We start from the raw sequence: 20,363 nt of genomic DNA on the forward strand, positions 1-20,363 counted from the left end.
CATGCGTGGCGCACCAAAAAAAGCACGGCGCATTTACGCGTCGTGCTTTTTTTCGTAGGCGAGGATGCCCGCCTGCTCCAGATAGGCCAGGATCGCAGCAACCGACTCCTCAATCGACTGCTCGCTGCTGGCGACGACAAGCTCTGGCTGATCCGGCTCCTCGTAGGGCGCAGAAATTCCGGTGAACTGGCCGATCTCCCCGCGCCGCGCCTTTTGATATAGCCCTTTCACGTCTCGCCGTTCGCATTCTTCCAGCGGACATTGGACGTAGACTTCGATAAATTCCCCTGCCGCTACCAAACTGCGCGCCAGCTCGCGATCCGAGCGATACGGCGAAATAAACGCGGTCAGGACAATCACGCCTGCATCCACAAACAATTTGGCAACCTCGCCGATGCGGCGAATGTTCTCTTTTCGGTCCTCTTCCCCGAATCCCAGTCCCTTGTTCAAGCCGTGACGGATATTGTCGCCATCCAGCACATAGCTCGCCAAGCCGCGCTGATTCAGCTCGTGCTCGACCGCGTTGGCCAATGTCGACTTGCCCGCCCCGGACAAGCCCGTGAACCAGAGAACAGCGCTTTTATGTCCAGCGCGCTGCTGCCGCTGTTCTTTCGTCACCGTTGTCGGGTGCCACACAATATTCGCAGCACTGTCGTTCGCCATAGTCGTTCCCCTTTCTTCCCTTCCTTGCCAAAAAGCTGCTTGCCTGGTCATACGGAGATCGGCCGCAACCCCTCGATCAACACTTGCGCCACTTCCGGACGGCTAAATTCCGCTGGCGGAGCTTCGCCGCGAGACAGCATTTCCCGCACCTTCGTTCCCGACAAGGCGACATGGTGTTCAGCGCTGTGCGGGCACGTCTTCGCAGATGCCATATTACCGCATGTCTTGCAGTAGAAGCTGTTCTCGAAAAACAGAGGCGTGATGCCCAGTTCCTCAGGCTGGAACTGGCGGAAAATATGCTGGGCGTCATATGTACCGTAGTAGTTGCCGACACCCGCATGGTCTCTGCCTACGATAAAATGAGTGCAGCCGTAGTTTTTGCGCACCAGCGCGTGGAAAATGGCTTCGCGCGGCCCGGCGTAGCGCATCGCGGCAGGAAACACGGCCAGCTCGACCCGCTCAGCCGGGTAGTATTTGTCCAGGAGCACCCGATAGCTTTTCATCCGCACTTCGGCCGGAATATCATCGGATTTCGTCTCGCCCACGAGCGGATTGAGAAACAGGCCATCGACGGTTTCCAATGCCGATTTCTGGATGTACTCATGCGCCCGATGCACAGGGTTGCGCGTCTGGAAGCCGACGACCGTTTTCCAGCCTTTGGCGGCAAACGCCGCTCTCGTTTCCACCGGGTCGAAATGGTGAGCAGCAAACGCCCCTTTATCAGCTCGCCGCACCAACGTAATCGGCCCGCCGAGATACACATCAGGACGTTCCAGCAGCTTTTTCACGCCGGGATGGTTCTCGTCGTCCGTGCCGTATACGAGGCGCGCTTCCTGCCGCTTATCCGGGGAATAAATGTCGGAAATTTCCAACAGGCCGTACACCTCGCCCTGATAGACCAGGCGCACCGCGTCTCCTGCTTGCAGACTTCCTGCCACAGCTGCTGAAACGGGAAGCGTGATCGGAATGCTCCAGACCGATCCATCGACCAGCCTCATGCGTTCCACGACAGATGTATAGTCGTGCCGATCCAAAAATCCGGCAATCGGACTGTATCCTCCGATCGCGATCAGCTCCAAATCTGACAGGGCAAAAGCATCCAGTTCGACCTCTGCTGTCGCACGGGACAGGTCAGCGGTCGGATCAAAACGGTTTACCAGTACGTTGCCATGCGGAATGCTACCACTCACTTTCAAGCCCTCCTCATCCATATCCGTTTTCTCTATCTTCACACTCACTTGGCGAGATGCAGCCCGCACTCTGTCTTGCCCAGATGCGACCAGCGACCAGCGCGTTCGTCTTCGCCCGCTCTGACCGGACGCGTGCATGGCGCGCAGCCGATGCTCGGATAGCTTTGGTCGTGCAAAGCATTGTACGGCAGCTCGAACACACGAATGTACTGCCACACCTCTTCTGCCTTCCAGTGAATCAGCGGGCAAATTTTCAGCGACTGAAACTTCTCGTCGCGATTGACAAACTGGACGTCTGCTCTTGTCGCAGACTGTTCGCGGCGCAGTCCTGACATCCAGGCCACTGTGCCCTTCAACACGCTTTCCATCGGCAACACCTTACGCAAGTGGCAACACAGATCCGGCTTCGCGATCCACAGTTCGTCGCCGTGCTCTGCTGCCTGCTGGGCAAGCGACAGCTGCGGCTCCTTGATCGTCAATTGCAGCGCAGGATAGCGGGCACGCACTTTTTCAATCAGCTCATACGTCTGGGCAAAGTGCAGATGGGTATCCAAAAACGTGACGCGGGCGTCTTTTTTCACATCGCTGATCATATCGATGAGCACCATGGCTTCTGCCCCGAAGCTGCATGAATAGATCAGATCATCGCCAAACGTCTCGTAGGCCCACTTGATGACATCGACGGTATCTCCCTTTGCCAGCGTTTTGTTGATCGCGGCAAGCTGCTCGGCTGTTGCCGTGTCGTAATGTAAACGGCTCATATGCCCCCTCCTTGATCGTTGATGGAACTGTTTTCCCTGCGAATCAGCCGGATCAGTCCTACGAAGCCCAATGTCGCTACGAATACGCTCACGAGCACGACGAGCGTGTACAAATCCGAGCGCAAAAAGAGATGGACAAACGCGAAGGAAACGACCAGCGAGGAAACAGGCGAGACAATCCAGACCATGAGAATTTGCTTGATAATCCCTTTTTGCCACAAAACAAAACCTCGCTCAGACGTCCCGACACCCAAAATCGCGCAAGTAGTCGCCTGCGTCAGAGGCACGGGAATCCCGAACAAAGACGCGACAATCACCAATGTCCCACCCGTTGCCGATACGGCACTCCCTTGTAAAAGCGACAGCGACGTAATTTTCTTGCCGTTCGTTTCCAGCACTTTTCCGCCCAGCAACAGGCACCCGGCAGCGACGGCCAAACCGCCGAGCCACACGCCGGAGTCGGTCGACATCAAGCCTGCTCCCACTAACGGGCCAACCGCATTCGCTACGTTGTTCATTCCGGCTGAAAACGCTTCGTATACCCCACACAAAACGAGCAAGATCGTCAGCCAGCGCTCTCCTTTGGAGCCTGGTTTTTGCAAGTCTGGCCAGCGCCGCTCCACACGGGAAATGACCCTCCCGGCGACGTAGGCTCCGATAAAAGCCGCGATTGGCACCACGATCCAAAAGAACAGAATGACGAGAATGTGCCCCACAAACAGCGACTGATAAGCAAGCCCTACCCCGACGATCGATCCGACTGTCACTTCGCTGGTCGAGAGCGGAATCCCGAGCAGGTTTGCGCCAAAAAGCGTCAGTGTGGCGGAAGCAAGGATGATCACGACGACCTCGATGCTGAGCAAATTCGTCGGAATAATTCCTCCGCTAATCGTCTTGACGACCTCGCCGCCGCCAAGCACAGCTCCAAGCAGAGCCGCGATGGCGACGAGAATCATCGCAAGCAGCTTGCTTTTAACCGCTCCGCTGCCGTATGCTGCACCCATCGAAGCAGCAGTCCCGCTTGCGCCGATATTCATTGCAAAAAACAAAGCGATGGCGATGGCGACGTAACTCCAATCCACGAGCAGCCCTACCTCCTGTCATGCCAATCTGTTTTTCCAAAAAAGCAGGGGCGCCGGATTCGTTACACTGGCGATTTGCTCATGCGGATGGATTCCTTGGGCAAAGCTTTCCAGGCTATCGTCGATGACGATGCGCCACCCCATTTTTTTCGCCACCTGCTGTGTACGCTGGTTGGCGCAAAAGAGTGGCACATTCTCCCAGCCAGCCCCTGCAAAATCCGCCAAGGCAGGCAAAACCTCGCCGTCATCGGCTGCAAACCAGTCAAACGGCCGCTTTTTTATCCAGGAAACAATCGGATGCGTCTCCTCCCACTCCAGGACTCCCCCTGCTGTGAGATGGATGACATCTGCCGCCGGATGGGCAAGCGCTGCCACGCCTTTTGAGCGCAGATGCAAAACCCGCTGTTCCCCGTTCTTTTGCACAAGCTCCTCGATCAAAGCCGACGAAGCGAGCGACTCGGCAAAGACCCGCTCCGGATACAATCCTCTGTCCGCCAGAAACAGTGCTGTACGCTCCCCGCGCGCGGCGAGCTTGCACGTCAGCTTTCGCAGGTCAAAGCGGCGCCTGCCAAGCTCCGCGAGAAACGCCCTCGCTTGCCGCTCGTCGTCGAGCAGCACCCAGCTGTATGCCGCCATGTCTTTTGGCACGCCCAAGCATTCCGCTGCCAGCAAGGGCCGCTCCGCAAGCGGCAGGGGGACCACTTCTGCCCCTAGCTGCTCCAGGCGGTTCGCCAGCAGTTGGCTGCCTGATCCTGCCCGGGTTGCCACGGCCACCCGCTGTCCGAACAGGGGCCGAGACTCGTACCAGTTCAATTGCTCGCGAAGCTGCACCACTTCGCCGACAATGATGATCGCAGGTGCCGCAAAACCTGCTTTGGCTACATCCTGATCGATCGTCGCAAGCCTGCCGACCAATGTTTGCTGCTCGCCAACCGTGCCCCATCTGACCAGGGCGACTGGGGTATTTCCCGCTTTTCCGCACGCAAGCAGTTGCTCTTGAATGTGCGGCAAATTTTTCACGCCCATGTAAATCACGAGCGTCTCCACTCGGGACAATGCCTGCCAATCCACTTGCTTGTCGGCATTTTGCTCGCAGAGATGTCCGGTGACAAAAGCAACGGAGGAGCTGAACTGGCGATGGGTCAACGGAATGCCCGCATAGAGCGGCGCAGCCATGCCGGAAGTAATCCCCGGCACGATCTCATACGCCACGCCATGCTCCACGCACATTTGCGCCTCTTCGCCGACCCGGCCGAACATGCTCGGGTCCCCGCCTTTCAGGCGCACGACGTTATTCCCCTGTTTGGCTTCTCGTATCAGCAGGAGGTTGATCTCTTCCTGCGGCAGCGTATGGCTGTCTCTTTCCTTGCCGCAGTAAATGAGTCTGGCTTCCCTTTTGACATGGGAGAGGAGCAACGGACTAGCCAGACGGTCGTAGACGACGACATCCGCATTTTGCAGCGCCTCCATCCCGCGGATGGTAAGCAGTTTCGGATCGCCGGGGCCTGCCCCTACAAAGACGACTCTGCCAGCATTCATTGTTGATCACTCCTCCTTGACGCCTTCCTAGCATGAAAAGCAAAGCTGCCTGTTTCAGAACCGGGATGTCTCCACGACGTAGCCGACTCCCTGACGGCCGAGCGGCTTTTTCTCGACCAGGCTCAGCTCCTTGACCTTCGGCGGGACAATCGTGTGCCGAAGCAGGTTGTTTTCCGCAGTGGAAAAGGCACGCTCATCCGATTTCGCAATCACGACCACGGTCAGCAACTGGCCTTCTTCCAGCACAGCCTCCAATTTGTACAAATAGCTCTCGGCTTGTTCCTCTGCCATGGTACTCCCTCATTTCCTCAGATTGCGTTTTTCGCTCGGCTTGGTTATGCGGTTTGCAAAATGCTGTCGACTTGCTCCTGAATCCGGGCAAGCCCGACCCGTTCGACGTAGCGCCAGTATTCCTCGCCCTCCAGCCGATCTTCCTTGTAAAGCGCGATCAGCTGCGCCAGGAAAGCCCCCAGCCTGTCTACGGTGACGCGCGCGTTCAGCTTGCGGTTGAATTGCGGCTCTTCCAGCGTTCCGCCTACGTGGACATCAAAAGCTTCGACCATCCCGGCTGGCGTCTTCACCAGCGCGCCTTGCAGACCGATGTCGGCAATCTGGCGTTGTCCGCACGAGTTCGGGCAGCCGATCATGTGGATGCGCAGCGGTGTGTCGAGCGAAACCGCATCATCCAAATATTGCGCCAGCCCGCGCATTCTTTCTTTTGTCTCGACGATAGCCAGATTGCAATACTCGATGCCTGTGCAGGAGACGGCATATCCGACAAACGTATTCGGCTTTAGTTTGAAACGGTTGACAATCAGCGGTTCTTGGCGGAACGCCGCCACTTTTTCTTTGGCGATGTTACGGATCAGGATATTTTGCGTGTTGCAGGCTCCGATCGTGCCATCCCCGTATTCGTCCGCCAGACGAGCCAGTTCGATCAGCTCCTCCGCGTTCATCCGCCCGACGGGGACAGACAGCCCTGCGTAGTACAATCCTGGCTGGCGCTGCTCGTGCAGACCGTAGAAGTAACCGCCGTTCCAGCCTTTCGTCAAATCCTCTCCGCCAGCTTCCAGCTCGCCTACCAGTTGGACAAGCTCTTCCTTGAACTTCTCCGGTCCCCAGTCCGCCACCAAAAATTTCAGGCGGGCATGCGTGCGCTTCTGCCGATAGCCGAAGTCGCGGAACAGCGTCGTGACGCCTGCCGCCACTTTGACGACTTCTTCCGGACGGACGAAAATATCGAGCTTTTTCGCCAAATACGGCTTTGCCGACAAGCCTCCGCCCACCCAGACGTGAAAGCCGATGACTTCTTCGCCAGCGATGACTTTTTTCGCCGGAGTAAAGGCGAGGTCGTTGATTTGCGCATGGGCAGCGTTGTAAATGTTCGCAGATACGGACATTTTGTATTTGCGCGGCAGGTTGGAGAAGTCGCGGTTAAGCAGGAAAAACTGCTCCAGCTCGGCTACGATCGGGCGCGTATCCAGCACTTCATGCGGATCGATTCCTGCGAGCGGATTGCCCATGATCTGCCGCGGACAGTCTCCGCAAGCTTCGAAGGACGACATGCCAGCCGCACCGAGCCGATCAAAAATGTCTGCGAGCGACTCTACGGTCAACCAGTGAAACTGGACAGCCTGACGCGTCGTTACGTCGACCAGATCGCGGCCGTAATCCTGGGCGATTTTGGCAAGCACTCTCGCTTGCTCGCTGCTCATGATCCCGCCAGGTATGCGCACACGCATCATGAAGTGGCCGTCTTTCGGGCGTTGCTGGTAGACACCCGCCCACTTGAAGCGGTCCATATCAGAAGATTCGATCGATTCGAAGCCTTCTTTGGAATAAGTGTTGACGATTGTCTCGATGACATCCAGTCCGTCCTTTTCCAGCTTGGTAAATTCCATTTTGTTCAGGGACGGATCATCTGCCCACTTCCACTGTTTTCTCTCTGCCATGCTCATACACGCTCCTTTGCGTAAAAAGGTCTGTTACAAGTGCCATGCGAATCGATTGGGCAATCCAATCAGCAATCAGCGGATGGGGCAAATACGCGCTGCCGTTATACCGATACGACAACTCTGCCAGCCGTGCCGGAATCGCCTTGCGGGTGAAATACCCTTGACTGACAAACAGAGGGAGCACGATGACCTCCCCTTTTTCCGAGAGCGCCACGACTTGTTCCCGCAGCGTGTCTGGCCGAAGCGTCGCATATCCGGCTGCAGCAAAGGCATAGCGGTTTTGCAGGCGAAACGTCATGCGGCGCAGCAGCTTTTCCCATCGCTCCTGGCATCCCGGCCAGTCGCTGCCGTGACCGACGAGCAACAACGCTTCCTTGCGAGGATCTTTTGCCAACTCCATGGCGCGCTGTCCGACGATCTGCTCCACCAGCGAATGATCTTCCAACGGCGGACACCATAAAATCCTCGCCCGAACAGGAATGCGCACCTGCTCCGTCTCCCAGGTGGGCCAAGGCGTAAGCCCCAGCATCGCCCGTATCTCTGTCACATGATTGCTGCCCGCCGAGGCAAACAGAGGAACCACGACAATCCGCTTCGCTCCGGATGCCTCCAGACGCTTCCACTCGTCGCTGATGCTGCGCCCCTCTACTCCCCCCAGATAGGCGACCCGGGTCGGCAGCTCGCTCTGGCACTGCCTGACTGCTGATTCAACCAGATTCAGCCAGTCGGGATCGGGAGAACCGTGAGCGATTACCAAAGCCGCAGTTTTTGCCATCGGATATACCCCTCATCCAAACTTTTTTAGTAAATCATATGTGTTTACTCGGAATTATAAATGGGTTGCTTTTCCGCGTCAACAATCAATTCGTATTTCTTCGGTATAATCTTCACGAAAATAGCTTCTTTTCTGTATTTTCCCCCGAAAAGTCATGAAAAAAAGCTGCCGGCGCACCGACAGCTCACTCTTCTTCGTGTTTCTTTCTCGTTCGACGATACAATAAGTCCAGACTTTCTTTTAACGTCTCGTACTCTTCTTCCCGCAAGCTCTCGATTTGCTGGATGTAGGAAATCGTCTGCTTCCGGATTTCTTCTGTCAGTCGGTCGGTTTCGGAGTCGCTTTTGGCATCGTGCGTCTCCGTCCAATGGGTCGCAAAGTTGGCTGTCAGCGCACCGATCATGCCAATCCCTGTCACCATCAAAATCGTCGCCATGATCCGCCCGCCTGACGTCACAGGGGAAATATCCCCGTACCCTACCGTCGTCGTCGTCACGATCGACCACCAAAGCGCATCGGTGAAGCTCTTGATATTTTCGTTCACGCCGTATTCCAGCAAATAAATCGCTGTCGAGCTCCAGAGCATGATAATCGTAACGACCCCGAGAACTTGCCGCATAGGGCCGGAGCGGATGACGCCAAGCAAAAACGGAGAAGCCCGCACAATGCGCACCAAACGCAGGACACGCATGAACCGGGCCAAATACAAATACTGGTCCAAGGGAATCATCGCCACCAGATCGAACCAGTTGGAGATGACAAACTGCCGCTTGTTTTTTGCCTTCCACAAGCGAACCATATATTCTGCGATGAGCATGACGATAAGCCCGTTGTCGACCCAATGCATCAATTCGTCTGTCAGCAGCGGGTGGTTCGAGAAATCAGCAAAAAGCAAAATTGCATACGTAATTACTAGCATGATGACGAATATCTCATACATGACGCGCCAAAACACGAAGGACTCCTCCCGAGGACCGATCCCGCTTTTCTATATCTTAGTAGCTGATGAGAGCCGCCATCAGCAAGCCTGCCGCAATGCTCAGCCGGGAGGCGAAAATGCCGACAGAAACGTTGCCGTTCGGGATTTCCGACACCACTTTGAACGGCGTGATCCACTCGAACAAATAAAAAATAACGACTTGAAACACCATGCCAACCAATCCCCACACGACCAGATCCAACAGGTTGACGGAGTGATAGACAGCGGATGCAAGCACGATCGCCAGACCGATAATTTTTCCGCCCAAATCGTGTGCCGCTGCTTTCGCCGCCGCCATTTTTTTCGGGTCGTCTGTCTGTGCCCCGTCTTTGATCAACGCAAATTCCTTATACGGAGTCGTAAACGTAAAAACGAAAATGCCGACTGCCAATATCGGAATAGTCACGGCCAAATAGGCCAAAAAATTGAGTATGTAACTCCATTGTGTAATCATGCCGCACTCCTCTCCTTTTCGTTACCCTTTCATGCCGACCGGCAAGTAATAGGACAAGTTGTTGGTGATCGGGCCGCCGACACGGGCCACGACCGCAGACGCTTCTCCGCCAATCCAGAAGGAGCCCCACAACAGCCTGCCTTGATACGGGCCTGACAGCGTCTGTACCGTAATCTCGGGCAATTCCACCCGCTTTTGATAAATCATCGGCTGCTCCCAGTAAAATTCCTCCTGATCTTTTTCGACCAGTGTCCCATCGGCTGCAAACAGCGCGACACCGCCACCCTCTCTGCCGAAAATCGGCTTGGTGACATAGTCATTCGCTCCTGCAAACCGATTTTCGAAGTACGTTGGAAGCATGTACGTCTCGATGATCGCGTGTTCTTCTTCCTGGAAAAATTCGCCTGCCTCGTGCAAGTTCCAGATCAGCGCCTGGAGCGCTTTCGTCTGGATCAAAAACGCAGACGGCGGATTGATAATCGCCAGTTTTTTCGCAGCGATCAGGGAAAGCACGTGCTCCCCTGTGGGATAGCCGTCTTCGTCCCGCTCTTCGGCCAGCTTTTCCAAAGCGTGCAGCCGATACAGCACATCGACGGGAAGCAAGCTGCCCTCTGCTTCGACGTACAGTCCGTCTTCCCAGACGCGAAGCTTTTCCAGCGGCGCAAATCGGGCGTCGATTCCCGACTTTTCCATCAGATACAAGGTCGTTCCCTTGTCTTCCTCGTGCCAGTCCAGCGAGCTGAACCAGACGTGCTCAACCGGATAGCCCTTGTCTTTGTAAGCTTGCATCAGCCTGGCAAAAGCGCGTTGCAGCTGCGCGTCCATCCCGGCATTCGGGTTTTTCACCCCGAAGTAGCGACACGCGTGTTCGTTGACGTGAAAAGCTTCCACAATCCCTGTCGGGGTATCGCTGTTGCATTCCAGCATCTTCAGCCCTTCGCTCGTGCTGGCGAAGTCAAAGCGGCCGATCGCTGTAGGCAAATCTTGCAGGACAGCGGTTCGCACGGTTTGCAACGCTCGCGCCGGAACGCCCAACTCAAGCAAAAGCGCATCGTCCGCGCGTTGCAAGACAGGCATCACTTTCGTAAAAATGCGGCCGAGCTTTGCCGTTGCTGTCGCAAGCTCCTCCCGAAACGATTCGGAGATGAGGTGGATATCCGCCAGCGCGTACTCTTCCCCGTACATCCAATCCCACAGGAAAATTCCTTCCTCGCGCAAAGGGCCGTACAGCGCTTCTCTTCGGTTCTTGTTATCCACTTCCATCACCCCGAGCTGGACACACCCGAGCTGCCGATTCCGCCTTTGGAGCTGCTGGGGCTAATGCCGCTGGATACTCCTGACGACTTGCTTTTGGACGAACTGCCGCCGTAGTAGCCGGACGATCCGCGCGAACTGCTCCCGCCGTCGTCGCAATATCCGTCATTGTCATCGTCGTAGCAATCGTCATCATAATCAGACGAGCATCCGCTGATAGCCAGCGTTGCCGCCACAAACAGACCGACCACCTTTGCCGATTTTGTCAGTGCCATGCTTTTTCCCTCCTACCCTGCCGGCTGTGCGTAGTAAATGTACACCTGACGATCCTCATCCACCTCAGCCGAGGTTTTTTCCCATTCGCGGCCATTCAGATACAAATAGTCGCTTTGCAAATGCAGGAGAGCATCGTCGTCATCTTTGAACGAAAACGTGTGCACGAGTGGGTAGAGACGTGTGTTCTCCCTGTATTCGCGCATCTCGATCTGGATGCTCCCCCAGCGCACGGACGGTCTTTCGGCATAGTCCACCGCCGTCTCCTCGGACGAGTGGCGGACGTAGATCACATATGTCCCGCCCTCGATGGCGCAAGAAGTCTTCTCGTAGACGACATGCCCCTTCACCAGATAGTCGCAGGCAAAGCGCAGCGACACCTCGTCCTTGTCGATGCGATCGTAATAAAACAGGACAGGGTACCCGTTCGTCTCGTCCAGCAGACGATATTCCAGTCTAGCCATGCTGTCACCCCATTTCTCAGTAAAATGATGCCCTTTTCAAGATAGCACCAATTTATACGCATCACGGAACAAATGGTTGCCGAAAAAACACGAAATTCGGCTAAAAAGGGAAAAGCTGGTGCAAGAGTCCCGTCTCCTGCCCCAGCCTTGGCCATTTTTGTGAAGGCTCTTTTCGCAAATTTTGTTGCTATTGCTGTTGTGGAAACGTGTGTTCTATAATGAAAATCAGGAAGTCTATAGGATTTCCATTTACCGTGAATGCACGCTTCGCTTGGTACTATAAATATCAAGCAACTCACGGCTTTTCTAAAAGCAACAATTTCTTAGAAAAGAGCGTTTGTGAAAATGGTCGCGCTGTTTGTATGTGGCTTCCAAGCCTACCGCTGCACATTCGCCACGTGCTGCTCCACTGTCATCGCGCGGATCGTCTCGTGCAGCTGACCGTTTGTCGCTACGAGCGAACGCGTCTGATCCTGGAAAAACGGCTCGTGTCGGTAAGGCTCACCTTGCCAATCGGTTATGGTAGCGCCCGCTTCACTCGCGATCACGATTCCGGCAGCCACGTCCATGATCCCCGAACGCTGCATGACGATGTAGTCGAGCCAGCCATTGGCGAGCAGGCACCAATCGAGTGCCGGAGCCACGTTGCGCAACAGACGCTTCGTCTGGAGCATGAACGGCTCTGTAAAAGCAAGCTCCTCCTGCCTGGTCACGGTTTCGCGTCCGCGAATGTACGTCCCTGCTGCCCGCGTCAAGTCTGTCCGGTTGTTGATCGAGATGCGTTTGCCGTTCAGGAACGCTCCTTGCCCTTTTTCCGCCCAGAACATTTGACCTGCTACCGGATTGTACACGACGCCAAGGGCGAGTTCGCCTTTGTGCTGCAAGGCAATCGATATACTAAAATACGGATGGCCGATAAAATAATTGTTCGTGCCGTCCAGCGGATCGACAATCCACAAATACTCCTCGTCGCGGCTGACCATCCCGATCTCTTCGGAAAAAATCGTATGCGTCGGGAAGTGACGGTGCAGCACTTCAATGATGCGCTGCTCGCTGCCTTTGTCCTCCGGCAGTTTCACATCGTTATGCAGCTCCTCGTCAGGGGTGAGCTGCTCCAGAAAACGCTCCTTCAAAAAGGCTCCTGCCACACTTGCTGCTTCCTTGGCAATTTCCAGCATCGGCTTTTCGCTCCTTCATTGGGTCGTTTGTCCATTGTTTTCCCTTGCATTCCTCATGCGCACATCACTATGATAGAATGACACCCATCGCGAAAAAGACAAAAGACGCAGCGCAGGCGAGCGGGCGCAAAGCCAGGCTTTGGCGCATACAGCCCGACGCTTTTTAGGAGGGGAAAAACATGAACAGCGACTTCATTCGTCTGAAAAATATGGAGGGTGAGCTGAAATTCACTCAGATGAACAATAGCTACGGCTTTACGGTCACGACAAAAGAACTCGTGTTTTTCAAGCCGCACCTGACCTACCACCTGTTTTTGCACGATATCGTCAGCATGGTGCCGCATACGCTCGATACGACGCCGATGTCGTTTCGGCTGAACAGAGAAACCGTCCACACAACCTTTGGCTCCCAATACTACAAAATCGGCGTCAAATGGGCGCGGATCGTCTCTCGTTCCGGCATCGTGGAGAAAGAAAACATGGAATTTATCGTGCCCCTCTCCGGCAAGATGCTGACCTATATTTCACAATACAGCGGACTTGTTGTGATCCGGTGAAGTTCAGGTAAAAAATTTTCGATTTAAAACGATAAACGAACCCGTGCCGTGCGCGATCCGATGGTTACGCTCGTCGTAAACGCTGCCTTCCATAACAACCAGCGTCTGTCCCCGATGCAAAAATGTCGCTTCAGCGCGCAGCCGTTCCCCTATTCCCGGACGCAAGTAGTTGAGCTTCAACTCGGTCGTGACCGCGTACTGCTCCGGGGGCAGGGAACGGTTGATCAACGAGCCCATGGCCGAGTCGATCAGCGTGGCGAGAATCCCTCCATGTACCGCGCCTCCCGAATTGTGCATGAACACCGTGAGCGGCAGTTCGAAGCGATACGACTGCTTCTTTTCGTCGATAAACTCTCCCTTCAAGCCGAGAAAGCCTGAAAGATAGGCACTTTTGCGCTCGCGCTTTTGCCGGATAGCCTGCATCGCCAACTCCAGTATTTTGCGCTCCTCATCGCTGCCTTCCTCGCAAATACTTTTCAATTCCTCTATCATTTTGTTCACTCCAACAAAATTAAAATTCGTTCTCTTATTGTAGCCGATAAAGCTTGTTTTCGCCATGCTGCAAGCGGCATGGCAAGCTGCCTGCAAGCGTCAGACTGAGCAAATGTTCAGACTTTTACGGTTGTTTCTACTAATAAAAATTGATAAGATAGTGCAAAACATAAGACAGGTCATTTTCAAGCAGGAAGGGAGAGCTATACATTGGCTAGACAACGCAGTGACATGATTAAAAAAGGTTTCGACCGCGCACCGCACCGCAGCTTGCTCCGGGCGGCAGGCGTAAAAGACGAGGATTTCGACAAACCGTTTATCGCCATCTGCAACTCTTACATTGATATTATCCCAGGCCATGTGCACTTGCAGGAGTTTGGCAAGCTGGTCAAAGAAGCTGTTCGTGCCGCAGGCATGGTTCCATTTGAGTTTAATACCATCGGGGTTGATGACGGGATCGCCATGGGCCATATCGGGATGCGCTATTCCCTCCCAAGCCGCGAGATCATCGCAGACAGCCTGGAAACAGTCGTAGCCGCGCACTGGTTCGACGGCATGATTTGCATCCCGAACTGTGACAAGATCACTCCGGGAATGATCATGGGCGCTCTGCGCGTCAACATTCCGACTGTCTTCGTGACAGGCGGACCGATGAAAGCAGGCAAGACAAGCGACGGCCGCTCCATCTCGCTTTCCTCCGTATTCGAAGGAGTCGGGGCGTACCAGGCAGGTCTGATCGACAACAAGCAGCTGGAAGAGCTGGAGCAATACGGATGTCCGACTTGCGGTTCCTGTTCCGGTATGTTTACCGCCAACTCGATGAACTGTCTGCTCGAAGCGATCGGTCTGGCGCTGCCAGGCAACGGCACCGTCCTCGCCGTCTCTCCGGAGCGCCGCGAACTGGTACAAGCCTCCGCAGAAAAACTGAAAAATTTGATCGAGCGTGATATCAAACCGCGCGATATCGTTACCCTCGAAGCGATCGACGACGCCTTCGCGCTCGATATGGCGATGGGCGGCTCGACGAATACCGTTTTGCACACATTGGCGATCGCTCAGGAAGCAGGCATCGAGTATCCAATCGAGCGCATCAACGAAGTGGCGAAGCGCATTCCGCACATTTGCAAACTGGCGCCATCGTCCGACTACCACATCGAGGATTGCCACGAAGCAGGCGGCGTCTCCGCTGTTCTCAAGGAAATTGCGCGAAAAGAAGGCGCGATCCATCCGAACCGCATCACCGTGACAGGCAAAACGCTCGCGGAAAACATCGCGGAAGCGGAAATCAAAAACGACCAGGTGATCCGCCGTCTGGAGAACCCGTACAGTGCCTCCGGCGGTCTGGCCGTCCTGTTCGGCAACCTCGCCGAGCAAGGCTCGATCATCAAAACGGGCGGTGTCGATCCTTCTATTAAAAAGCACGAAGGACCAGCGATCTGCTTCGACTCCCAGGAAGAAGCGCTGGCGGGCATCGCGGCAGGCAAAATCAAGTCCGGTCACGTCGTCATCATCCGTTACGAGGGACCAAAAGGCGGTCCGGGCATGCCAGAAATGCTGGCTCCTACTTCGCAAATCGTCGGGATGGGACTCGGCAAGGAAGTGGCTCTCGTCACAGACGGCCGTTTCTCCGGCGCTTCCCGCGGCATCAGCATCGGGCACGTCTCCCCGGAAGCGGCTGAAGGCGGCCTTATCGCGTTCGTCCAAGACGGCGACATCATCTCGATCGATCTCGAAGAGCGCACGATTCACCTGAACGTTGACGAGGCTGAACTGGCCCGCCGTCGCGAAGGCTGGAAAGAATTTGAGCCGAAAGTGAAAACAGGCTACCTGGCACGCTACTCCAAGATGGTAACGAATGCGAGCATGGGCGGCATCCTGAAAATCTAGTATGCGCACGACCTAATAGAAAAGAGAAAAGCCCCCTTCCCTCTGGCCTAGAAGTAATGGCCGCAAAGGAAGGGGGCTTCTTCTTATTCATTCATGAACGAAACACTTGCCGGACTCAAATCACCCAGGCGCCACAAAGCGAGCTTGTGGTAGCCTTCACTGGCAATGACTTGCGACCAGGTTTGCAATGTCGTCTCGTCGGCATACCAAACCGTGTGCTTCTGTTTTTGCTCGTCTACGTACTGGAAATAAAGGCTGCCACTCGCCTCGTCACGCTGCGGTTGCGCCATATTGACTTTCGCCAAATACACGGCTTGCTGCTCCGTTACCTGGACCGCCTTGCCCGAAGCTGTCCAGTCAAACCCGCCAGACGCAATAGCGATTACCTTTTCTCCCGGCACGACCTTCATGCGGGTTGCCAGTTCTTTGATAAACGCCCGGTCCGCTTTCGGTCCTGGCCCGGTCGAGGTTCCGTACAGGTTGTACGCCATCATCACATAGACGGGGCCTTTGGGCAGCGCGAGTGTTTCAATCGGCGTCCGCGGCTCCAGCACCACCCGGAGGGTCTTTTCTTTTGCCTGAAGGCGCTTATGCAGTTCCTGGATAAACAGCAGCATGTTCTGCCAGTCTTTGTCCGCAACCCGTTCGTAGTCGATCTCCACCCCATGGAACTGGTACGTCGTTACCGCCTCCATGATCTGGTCGATGTGCTTCGTCCGGCTTTGCGGCGTCGCCATCAGCCGCGTTACGATCGCCGGGTCCTTTTGGCTGTCCGTGCCATTCTTGCGCTTCTGATCGTTCACGATCGTCAAATCCACATGGACGAGACTGCTTTTTCGCGAGATTTCCTGGACTTTGGGCAACCCCTCTTTGAACATATCGGTAAACAGCAGTTGATCCGCTTCGTCAAAATAGGCGGCAAACATCTGCACACTGGTCAAACCGTTCGTCATGCCTTGCAAATCCGCGGAGCCGTCCATCCATTGCCAGTCCGTGACCCAGGCTGTCTTCTCCATCGGCTGTTCTGCCGCCTCCACACTTTTCCACGAATCGGAAGTGCTTCCCAAGATATCGCAGCCCCCGAGTAACGTCCCAATAGCACTGAGGCATACTGCGAGAACAATCGTCTGTTTTTTGAACCGCTTCTTCATCGTCACCTGACCTGGTTCCCCTTTTCCTTCTATGTTAGAACGTTTCGATGACCCAGTCGATGGCAGCATGGAACGCTTTCTCCGATACGTGCACCACTTCATCCCAGCCCGAATACGAATTTTTGAACAGGATAGCATCGCTCGCCTCGCCATTGGTCGGAACAAACACGCTCATGTCCGTAAAAATCGCATCGTAAATGTCATCTTTTTTGTTTTGCTTGCTGTACTGGGCTTCCAGTGCCAAGCCGCCTTTCTCCATGGTAGCATCTATTTGCTGTTTGTCTATCAGCAGCTGTTTGTCCACAGCCACAGATAACTGATTGTCCCGGAGAGTGATGTCAAGCAGCCTAGATTGTTGAATATTGATCGGGTATCCCTCGTCTTCCTTGGGAGCACCCGCTTCCGTCTGGGCCTTGCTGTAGACGGTCGCCTTGTCGTACGCCAAATCTTCCGGCTTCCATTGTACCTCGCCGAGCTTGGTCTTGGACAGCTCTTTTACAGCGCTGCCGGGCTTTTTCTCTTCGAGCTTGAGTTCATTGTTTTCCAAAGTCAGGCGCATGAACGAGTTTTTCTTGCGGTCATAGCGCAAATAAATCGCTTGCTTGCCGACGACGTTGCCTTCGAGCTTTGCTGTAAAGCCCACATTCTTGTAGTTTTCGCTGTCGCGCAAATAAATCTGGCCGTTCTCGCTCGGCGGGGAAGTCAAAATCAGTCGGTTGTCCTTAAATTCTTCCGCTCCGCTCATGCGCTCCCATTGTTTCGCCTGGTTCTCGTCTCCCAGCACGAATTTCATCTTTTGCTGCGTATCCTTCTGAATTTTCATCAGCAAATGATTGGTCGACCAATAAGGGGCAGGCTGCACGCGAGTCAAGTTGTACAAGCTCTCGTCACGCGAATTGTACACGTTGCCTTCCCGGTTGAAATGCATGGCGAACAGCTTGCGGATGTTCGCATCATTGACATCGGAAACGAGCCGGTTCATCCCTTGATAGAGCGTATTGGCGTGCATGATCATGTACACGCGCGGGACAGACCCGAGCTGCTCGGTGTAAATATCTTTCATCAACTGATAGTCGTGGGTAATCCGTTCTTCCATCTGCGTCCGATTTTCCACCGGAATCATGTCCTGATCGCGGATGAAGTCCATCAAAAAATGGTTGTAATACTCCACGTGGTTTTTCGTAGGCAACTGGTTTTCGTCTCTCACGCCGATAAACGTGCCGTCCCGGTCAAAAATATTGATGTAGGTCAGCCGATAACCGTTTGTGCCCATTTCCCAGAAGCCTTTTTCCTGCATGCGCAGCAAATCTTTGGGCTGGAGAAACTTGTTGTCGCTGTTGCCCATCTTGTTGGCGTACGTCAGCGCAGTTGCCTTGTAGTTGTACTTTTCCAGAAGCGGCTGAGCAAACAAATGAGAGTCGTTTCGCCCATCTTCAAAAGCGAGAAACAAAGCTTTGTCTGGCAGCGGCTTGTTTTTTTGGTAAAAATCCAGAACATCTTGTTGCGAAATCGTCACGTAGCCTTGCTTGCGGAGCGCCTTCAGATGTTCATCCAGCAGCTCTTTGGCAATCAGCTTCGGTGTGCCGTTGCGCCCGACGCCAAAGTAGGAAAGGGCAATGAATCCTTTTTGATTTTGCCACTGTGTCGTATCTGCCTGCACGTATTGTTTCGTATCGAAAACGGCTTGATAGACAATCATGCCGACAAGCAGCAAAATCGCAAATTGCCAGACAGTGCGAATCTTTTTTCGGCGATCCTTCTTTTTGTAATCCAGGGCGGCACTACGCTTTCCTCTCATCTCATCCCCCCCTTGCTCTCGAAATCTCCCACGCAGCAACTGTGTTTAAAACGGCAAGCTGAATCCTTTTTTGCCTTTTTGCTTTCGGGCTTCTTTTTTCAATTTCGCCTCAATGTCTTGCGGTGTCTCCCGTGTGCCCCAGGTCGATTTCCAGAACGTCACCCAGGCGACAGGCATTTGCCAAAGCAAGACAAATTCGTAGAACACGCAAAAAACAAACCCGAACACCCACAGCTTGCTCCTGCGGAACAGCAAATGAGCCAGACTCATCAGCATCGCCATCAGCAAAAGCCCCATCAAAAACGTTCCGGGGAACACGTGATGGACGAGCGGAACGTATCCGAGGTTGTACAACACGATGACAGGTGCTGCAATCGGAACAATCAGGCCAATGTAAAAGAATAGCGCCATGAACGGCTCTTTTTTCCAGATGAACATGCTGGCCCGCAGCGATTCACGCAGCCACGAACGCTTCCAGCGCATTTGCTGCTTCAAGAACACGCTCATCTTCGACGGCACAATCGTCGAACAGATGGCCGAGTCCTGGTAAGAGGTTCGATGTGTCTGCAAAATGTAGTTGGTCATGCTTCGGTCGTCGCCAAAAGTCGCAGGCTGACCGAGAAACTTCTGACTCAGCCAGGCATCGGAATGCTTGGTGATCAAATCTTTGCGATAGCACGACAGCGGCCCGGACAAGCACGTCACGCTGTCAAACCAGGCTTCTGCCGCTTTCATGATGCGAAAAGCGATATAATACCGAACCGTTTGCAGCTTCGTAATCGAGTTCGTGTATTTGTTCTCCACGTCTGTCCGCCCGGCTACGCCGCCCATTTTCGGGTCCTGAAAAGGCTGAACCAGATGGCGGATCGCGGTCGGCTCCAGGAAGCTGTCCGAGTCCACAAACACGACCAGATCGTGCTTCGCCATCTCCACGCCTTTGACCAGAGCGACGCGCTTCCCGCCATTTTCGGGCAGGACATGCATGCGCACCCTTTCTCTCGTCATGAAGCGGTCGGCCTCGTTATGGATCATCTCGATGACCTTCTCGATCTGCTCCACCGAGCGGTCCGTCGAGCGATCATCGACCACGATTACTTCCAGTTTGTCGATCGGGTAGTTTTGATTGACACAACTCAAAATCGTGCGGTGAATCCATTCCTCTTCGTTAAAGCACGGGATGATGATCGAGACTCCCGGCGTAAAGTCCGGATTGATCGGCACATCCCGGTACAGGGCGCCAAAAAAGTAGCGGGTCAGCAAAAAAGCCGCCGCGATCAAGCTGTACATGTACAAAAGAATGTTGTACTGGAAGTAAATCACGCTCTCCGCGCGCATGAGCATGATGAAAATCGTCGAGAACAACAGCATGGCGCTGGAGCCGTAAATGGCGTAGCCCCATCGTTTTCTTTGCAGATATTCTGTCAGCGGCTTGGCAAATTCAAACGCCACCATCAGCTTCTCCTGCTCATCCTCGGTCTTCGTAAAGTTTCGGACGACCTTCGCCTCTAACTTGACGGATGATTCAAATCCTTCCGGCATCGTGCCTGGGGGAATATCGCAATGAATCGAAACCGTTTTTCCCACAAACAGCCGCTCTTGGGCAGCTGGCCCAAATTCGCACAAAAGACCTGTTGTGGAAATATCGACTGCGCGCCCCTTGAACGCGCTTTTTTTCTGTTTCTTGCGCGTGTAGACCACGACATCAAAATTGGCCATGTAACGCAGGCTCAGCATCCGCAACCTGTCCAGGTAAGCTGGATCATCCTGAGCCACATCCGCAGCCTGTCCTCTTCGATCTGCCTGTGTCCGAATATTTTCTGGGTCTGGAACATTGGAGAGGAGTCGCCGATCCGCTCGAGAAACCGTCAGCACTTCATCTGTATTTTTCTTTTTCTTTTTGAATATCACTGT

20 protein-coding genes are annotated in these 20,363 nt (G+C 54.4%); 2 read left to right on the plus strand and 18 right to left on the minus strand.

All coding sequences use genetic code 11. The features are described 5' to 3' along the window. Window positions 1-33: 33 nt before the first annotated feature. The 14 genes from cysC to DEP07_RS10305 form a co-directional block, all read right to left on the minus strand. Window positions 34-663 carry an adenylyl-sulfate kinase gene (cysC, locus tag DEP07_RS10240; RefSeq protein ID WP_173596855.1) on the minus strand — a complete coding sequence of 210 codons (630 nt, stop codon included), beginning with the start codon at window positions 661-663 and terminating at the stop codon, window positions 34-36. 47 nt (window positions 664-710) lie between these two features. Then, window positions 711-1,853 carry a sulfate adenylyltransferase gene (sat, locus tag DEP07_RS10245; protein ID WP_173596854.1) on the minus strand — a complete coding sequence of 381 codons (1,143 nt, stop codon included), beginning with the start codon at window positions 1,851-1,853 and terminating at the stop codon, window positions 711-713. Between the two features lie 44 nt (window positions 1,854-1,897). After that, window positions 1,898-2,614, minus strand: a complete 717-nt coding sequence (locus DEP07_RS10250) for a phosphoadenylyl-sulfate reductase (RefSeq protein WP_173596853.1) — start codon at window positions 2,612-2,614, stop codon at window positions 1,898-1,900. Continuing rightward, the gene (locus DEP07_RS10255; protein ID WP_122963936.1) at window positions 2,611-3,696 is read right to left on the minus strand and encodes an inorganic phosphate transporter; all 1,086 of its coding nucleotides are present in this window, start codon (window positions 3,694-3,696) and stop codon (window positions 2,611-2,613) included. Before DEP07_RS10255 ends, DEP07_RS10250 begins: the two co-directional genes overlap by 4 nt. 18 nt (window positions 3,697-3,714) lie before the next feature. Next, the gene (gene cobA / locus DEP07_RS10260) at window positions 3,715-5,235 is read right to left on the minus strand and encodes a uroporphyrinogen-III C-methyltransferase (RefSeq protein ID WP_287102435.1); all 1,521 of its coding nucleotides are present in this window, start codon (window positions 5,233-5,235) and stop codon (window positions 3,715-3,717) included. 54 nt (window positions 5,236-5,289) lie between these two features. Then, window positions 5,290-5,526 carry a DUF3906 family protein gene (locus DEP07_RS10265; RefSeq protein ID WP_287102436.1) on the minus strand — a complete coding sequence of 79 codons (237 nt, stop codon included), beginning with the start codon at window positions 5,524-5,526 and terminating at the stop codon, window positions 5,290-5,292. A gap of 44 nt (window positions 5,527-5,570) precedes the next feature. Further along, the gene (locus tag DEP07_RS10270; RefSeq protein ID WP_173596851.1) at window positions 5,571-7,187 is read right to left on the minus strand and encodes a nitrite/sulfite reductase; all 1,617 of its coding nucleotides are present in this window, start codon (window positions 7,185-7,187) and stop codon (window positions 5,571-5,573) included. Continuing rightward, window positions 7,153-7,965 (minus strand): sirohydrochlorin chelatase, encoded by an 813-nt coding sequence (locus tag DEP07_RS10275; protein ID WP_122963933.1) that lies wholly within the window; start codon window positions 7,963-7,965, stop codon window positions 7,153-7,155. Before DEP07_RS10275 ends, DEP07_RS10270 begins: the two co-directional genes overlap by 35 nt. A gap of 184 nt (window positions 7,966-8,149) precedes the next feature. Continuing rightward, window positions 8,150-8,920, minus strand: a complete 771-nt coding sequence (locus tag DEP07_RS10280) for a potassium channel family protein (RefSeq protein WP_122963932.1) — start codon at window positions 8,918-8,920, stop codon at window positions 8,150-8,152. Window positions 8,921-8,960: 40 nt separating this feature from the next. Beyond that, a complete protein-coding gene (locus DEP07_RS10285; protein WP_063228032.1) occupies window positions 8,961-9,398 on the minus strand; it encodes a DUF350 domain-containing protein in 438 nt (145 codons plus the stop codon). A 21-nt stretch (window positions 9,399-9,419) separates the two neighbouring features. Further along, window positions 9,420-10,661, minus strand: coding sequence for a glutathionylspermidine synthase family protein (locus DEP07_RS10290; RefSeq protein WP_287102466.1), 1,242 nt, complete (start codon window positions 10,659-10,661; stop codon window positions 9,420-9,422). Then, complete coding sequence (locus DEP07_RS10295) at window positions 10,661-10,927, minus strand: hypothetical protein (RefSeq protein ID WP_122963930.1); 267 nt, start codon at window positions 10,925-10,927, stop codon at window positions 10,661-10,663. Before DEP07_RS10295 ends, DEP07_RS10290 begins: the two co-directional genes overlap by 1 nt. Window positions 10,928-10,939: 12 nt before the next feature. Next, on the minus strand, window positions 10,940-11,389 hold the full coding sequence (locus DEP07_RS10300; protein ID WP_173596849.1) for a hypothetical protein: 450 nt from the start codon (window positions 11,387-11,389) through the stop codon (window positions 10,940-10,942). Window positions 11,390-11,766: 377 nt separating this feature from the next. After that, window positions 11,767-12,567 carry an inositol monophosphatase family protein gene (locus DEP07_RS10305; protein ID WP_287102437.1) on the minus strand — a complete coding sequence of 267 codons (801 nt, stop codon included), beginning with the start codon at window positions 12,565-12,567 and terminating at the stop codon, window positions 11,767-11,769. A 179-nt stretch (window positions 12,568-12,746) separates the two neighbouring features. Between DEP07_RS10305 and DEP07_RS10310 the strand changes: the two genes are divergently transcribed. Then, window positions 12,747-13,124 (plus strand): hypothetical protein, encoded by a 378-nt coding sequence (locus DEP07_RS10310; protein WP_274874158.1) that lies wholly within the window; start codon window positions 12,747-12,749, stop codon window positions 13,122-13,124. Between the two features lie 3 nt (window positions 13,125-13,127). On the opposite strand, the gene DEP07_RS10315 is transcribed toward DEP07_RS10310, so the two are convergent. Continuing rightward, window positions 13,128-13,616 carry a PaaI family thioesterase gene (locus DEP07_RS10315; RefSeq protein WP_122963926.1) on the minus strand — a complete coding sequence of 163 codons (489 nt, stop codon included), beginning with the start codon at window positions 13,614-13,616 and terminating at the stop codon, window positions 13,128-13,130. Between the two features lie 210 nt (window positions 13,617-13,826). Here DEP07_RS10315 and ilvD point away from each other — a divergent pair, with 210 nt between their 5' ends. After that, window positions 13,827-15,503 carry a dihydroxy-acid dehydratase gene (gene ilvD, locus DEP07_RS10320; protein WP_122963925.1) on the plus strand — a complete coding sequence of 559 codons (1,677 nt, stop codon included), beginning with the start codon at window positions 13,827-13,829 and terminating at the stop codon, window positions 15,501-15,503. 83 nt (window positions 15,504-15,586) lie between these two features. On the opposite strand, the gene DEP07_RS10325 is transcribed toward ilvD, so the two are convergent. Genes DEP07_RS10325 through DEP07_RS10335 form a run of 3 tightly spaced genes read right to left on the minus strand, consistent with a single transcriptional unit; the run spans window position 15,587 to window position 20,360 of the window. Then, the gene (locus DEP07_RS10325) at window positions 15,587-16,654 is read right to left on the minus strand and encodes a glycosyl hydrolase family 18 protein (protein WP_173599137.1); all 1,068 of its coding nucleotides are present in this window, start codon (window positions 16,652-16,654) and stop codon (window positions 15,587-15,589) included. Between the two features lie 34 nt (window positions 16,655-16,688). Further along, the gene (locus DEP07_RS10330) at window positions 16,689-18,452 is read right to left on the minus strand and encodes a polysaccharide deacetylase family protein (RefSeq protein WP_242774888.1); all 1,764 of its coding nucleotides are present in this window, start codon (window positions 18,450-18,452) and stop codon (window positions 16,689-16,691) included. Window positions 18,453-18,497: 45 nt separating this feature from the next. Further along, window positions 18,498-20,360, minus strand: coding sequence for a glycosyltransferase (locus DEP07_RS10335; RefSeq protein ID WP_122963923.1), 1,863 nt, complete (start codon window positions 20,358-20,360; stop codon window positions 18,498-18,500). Window positions 20,361-20,363: the final 3 nt, after the last annotated feature.

The organism is Brevibacillus sp., assembly GCF_003521185.1.
Lineage (GTDB): Bacteria > Bacillota > Bacilli > Brevibacillales > Brevibacillaceae > Brevibacillus > Brevibacillus parabrevis.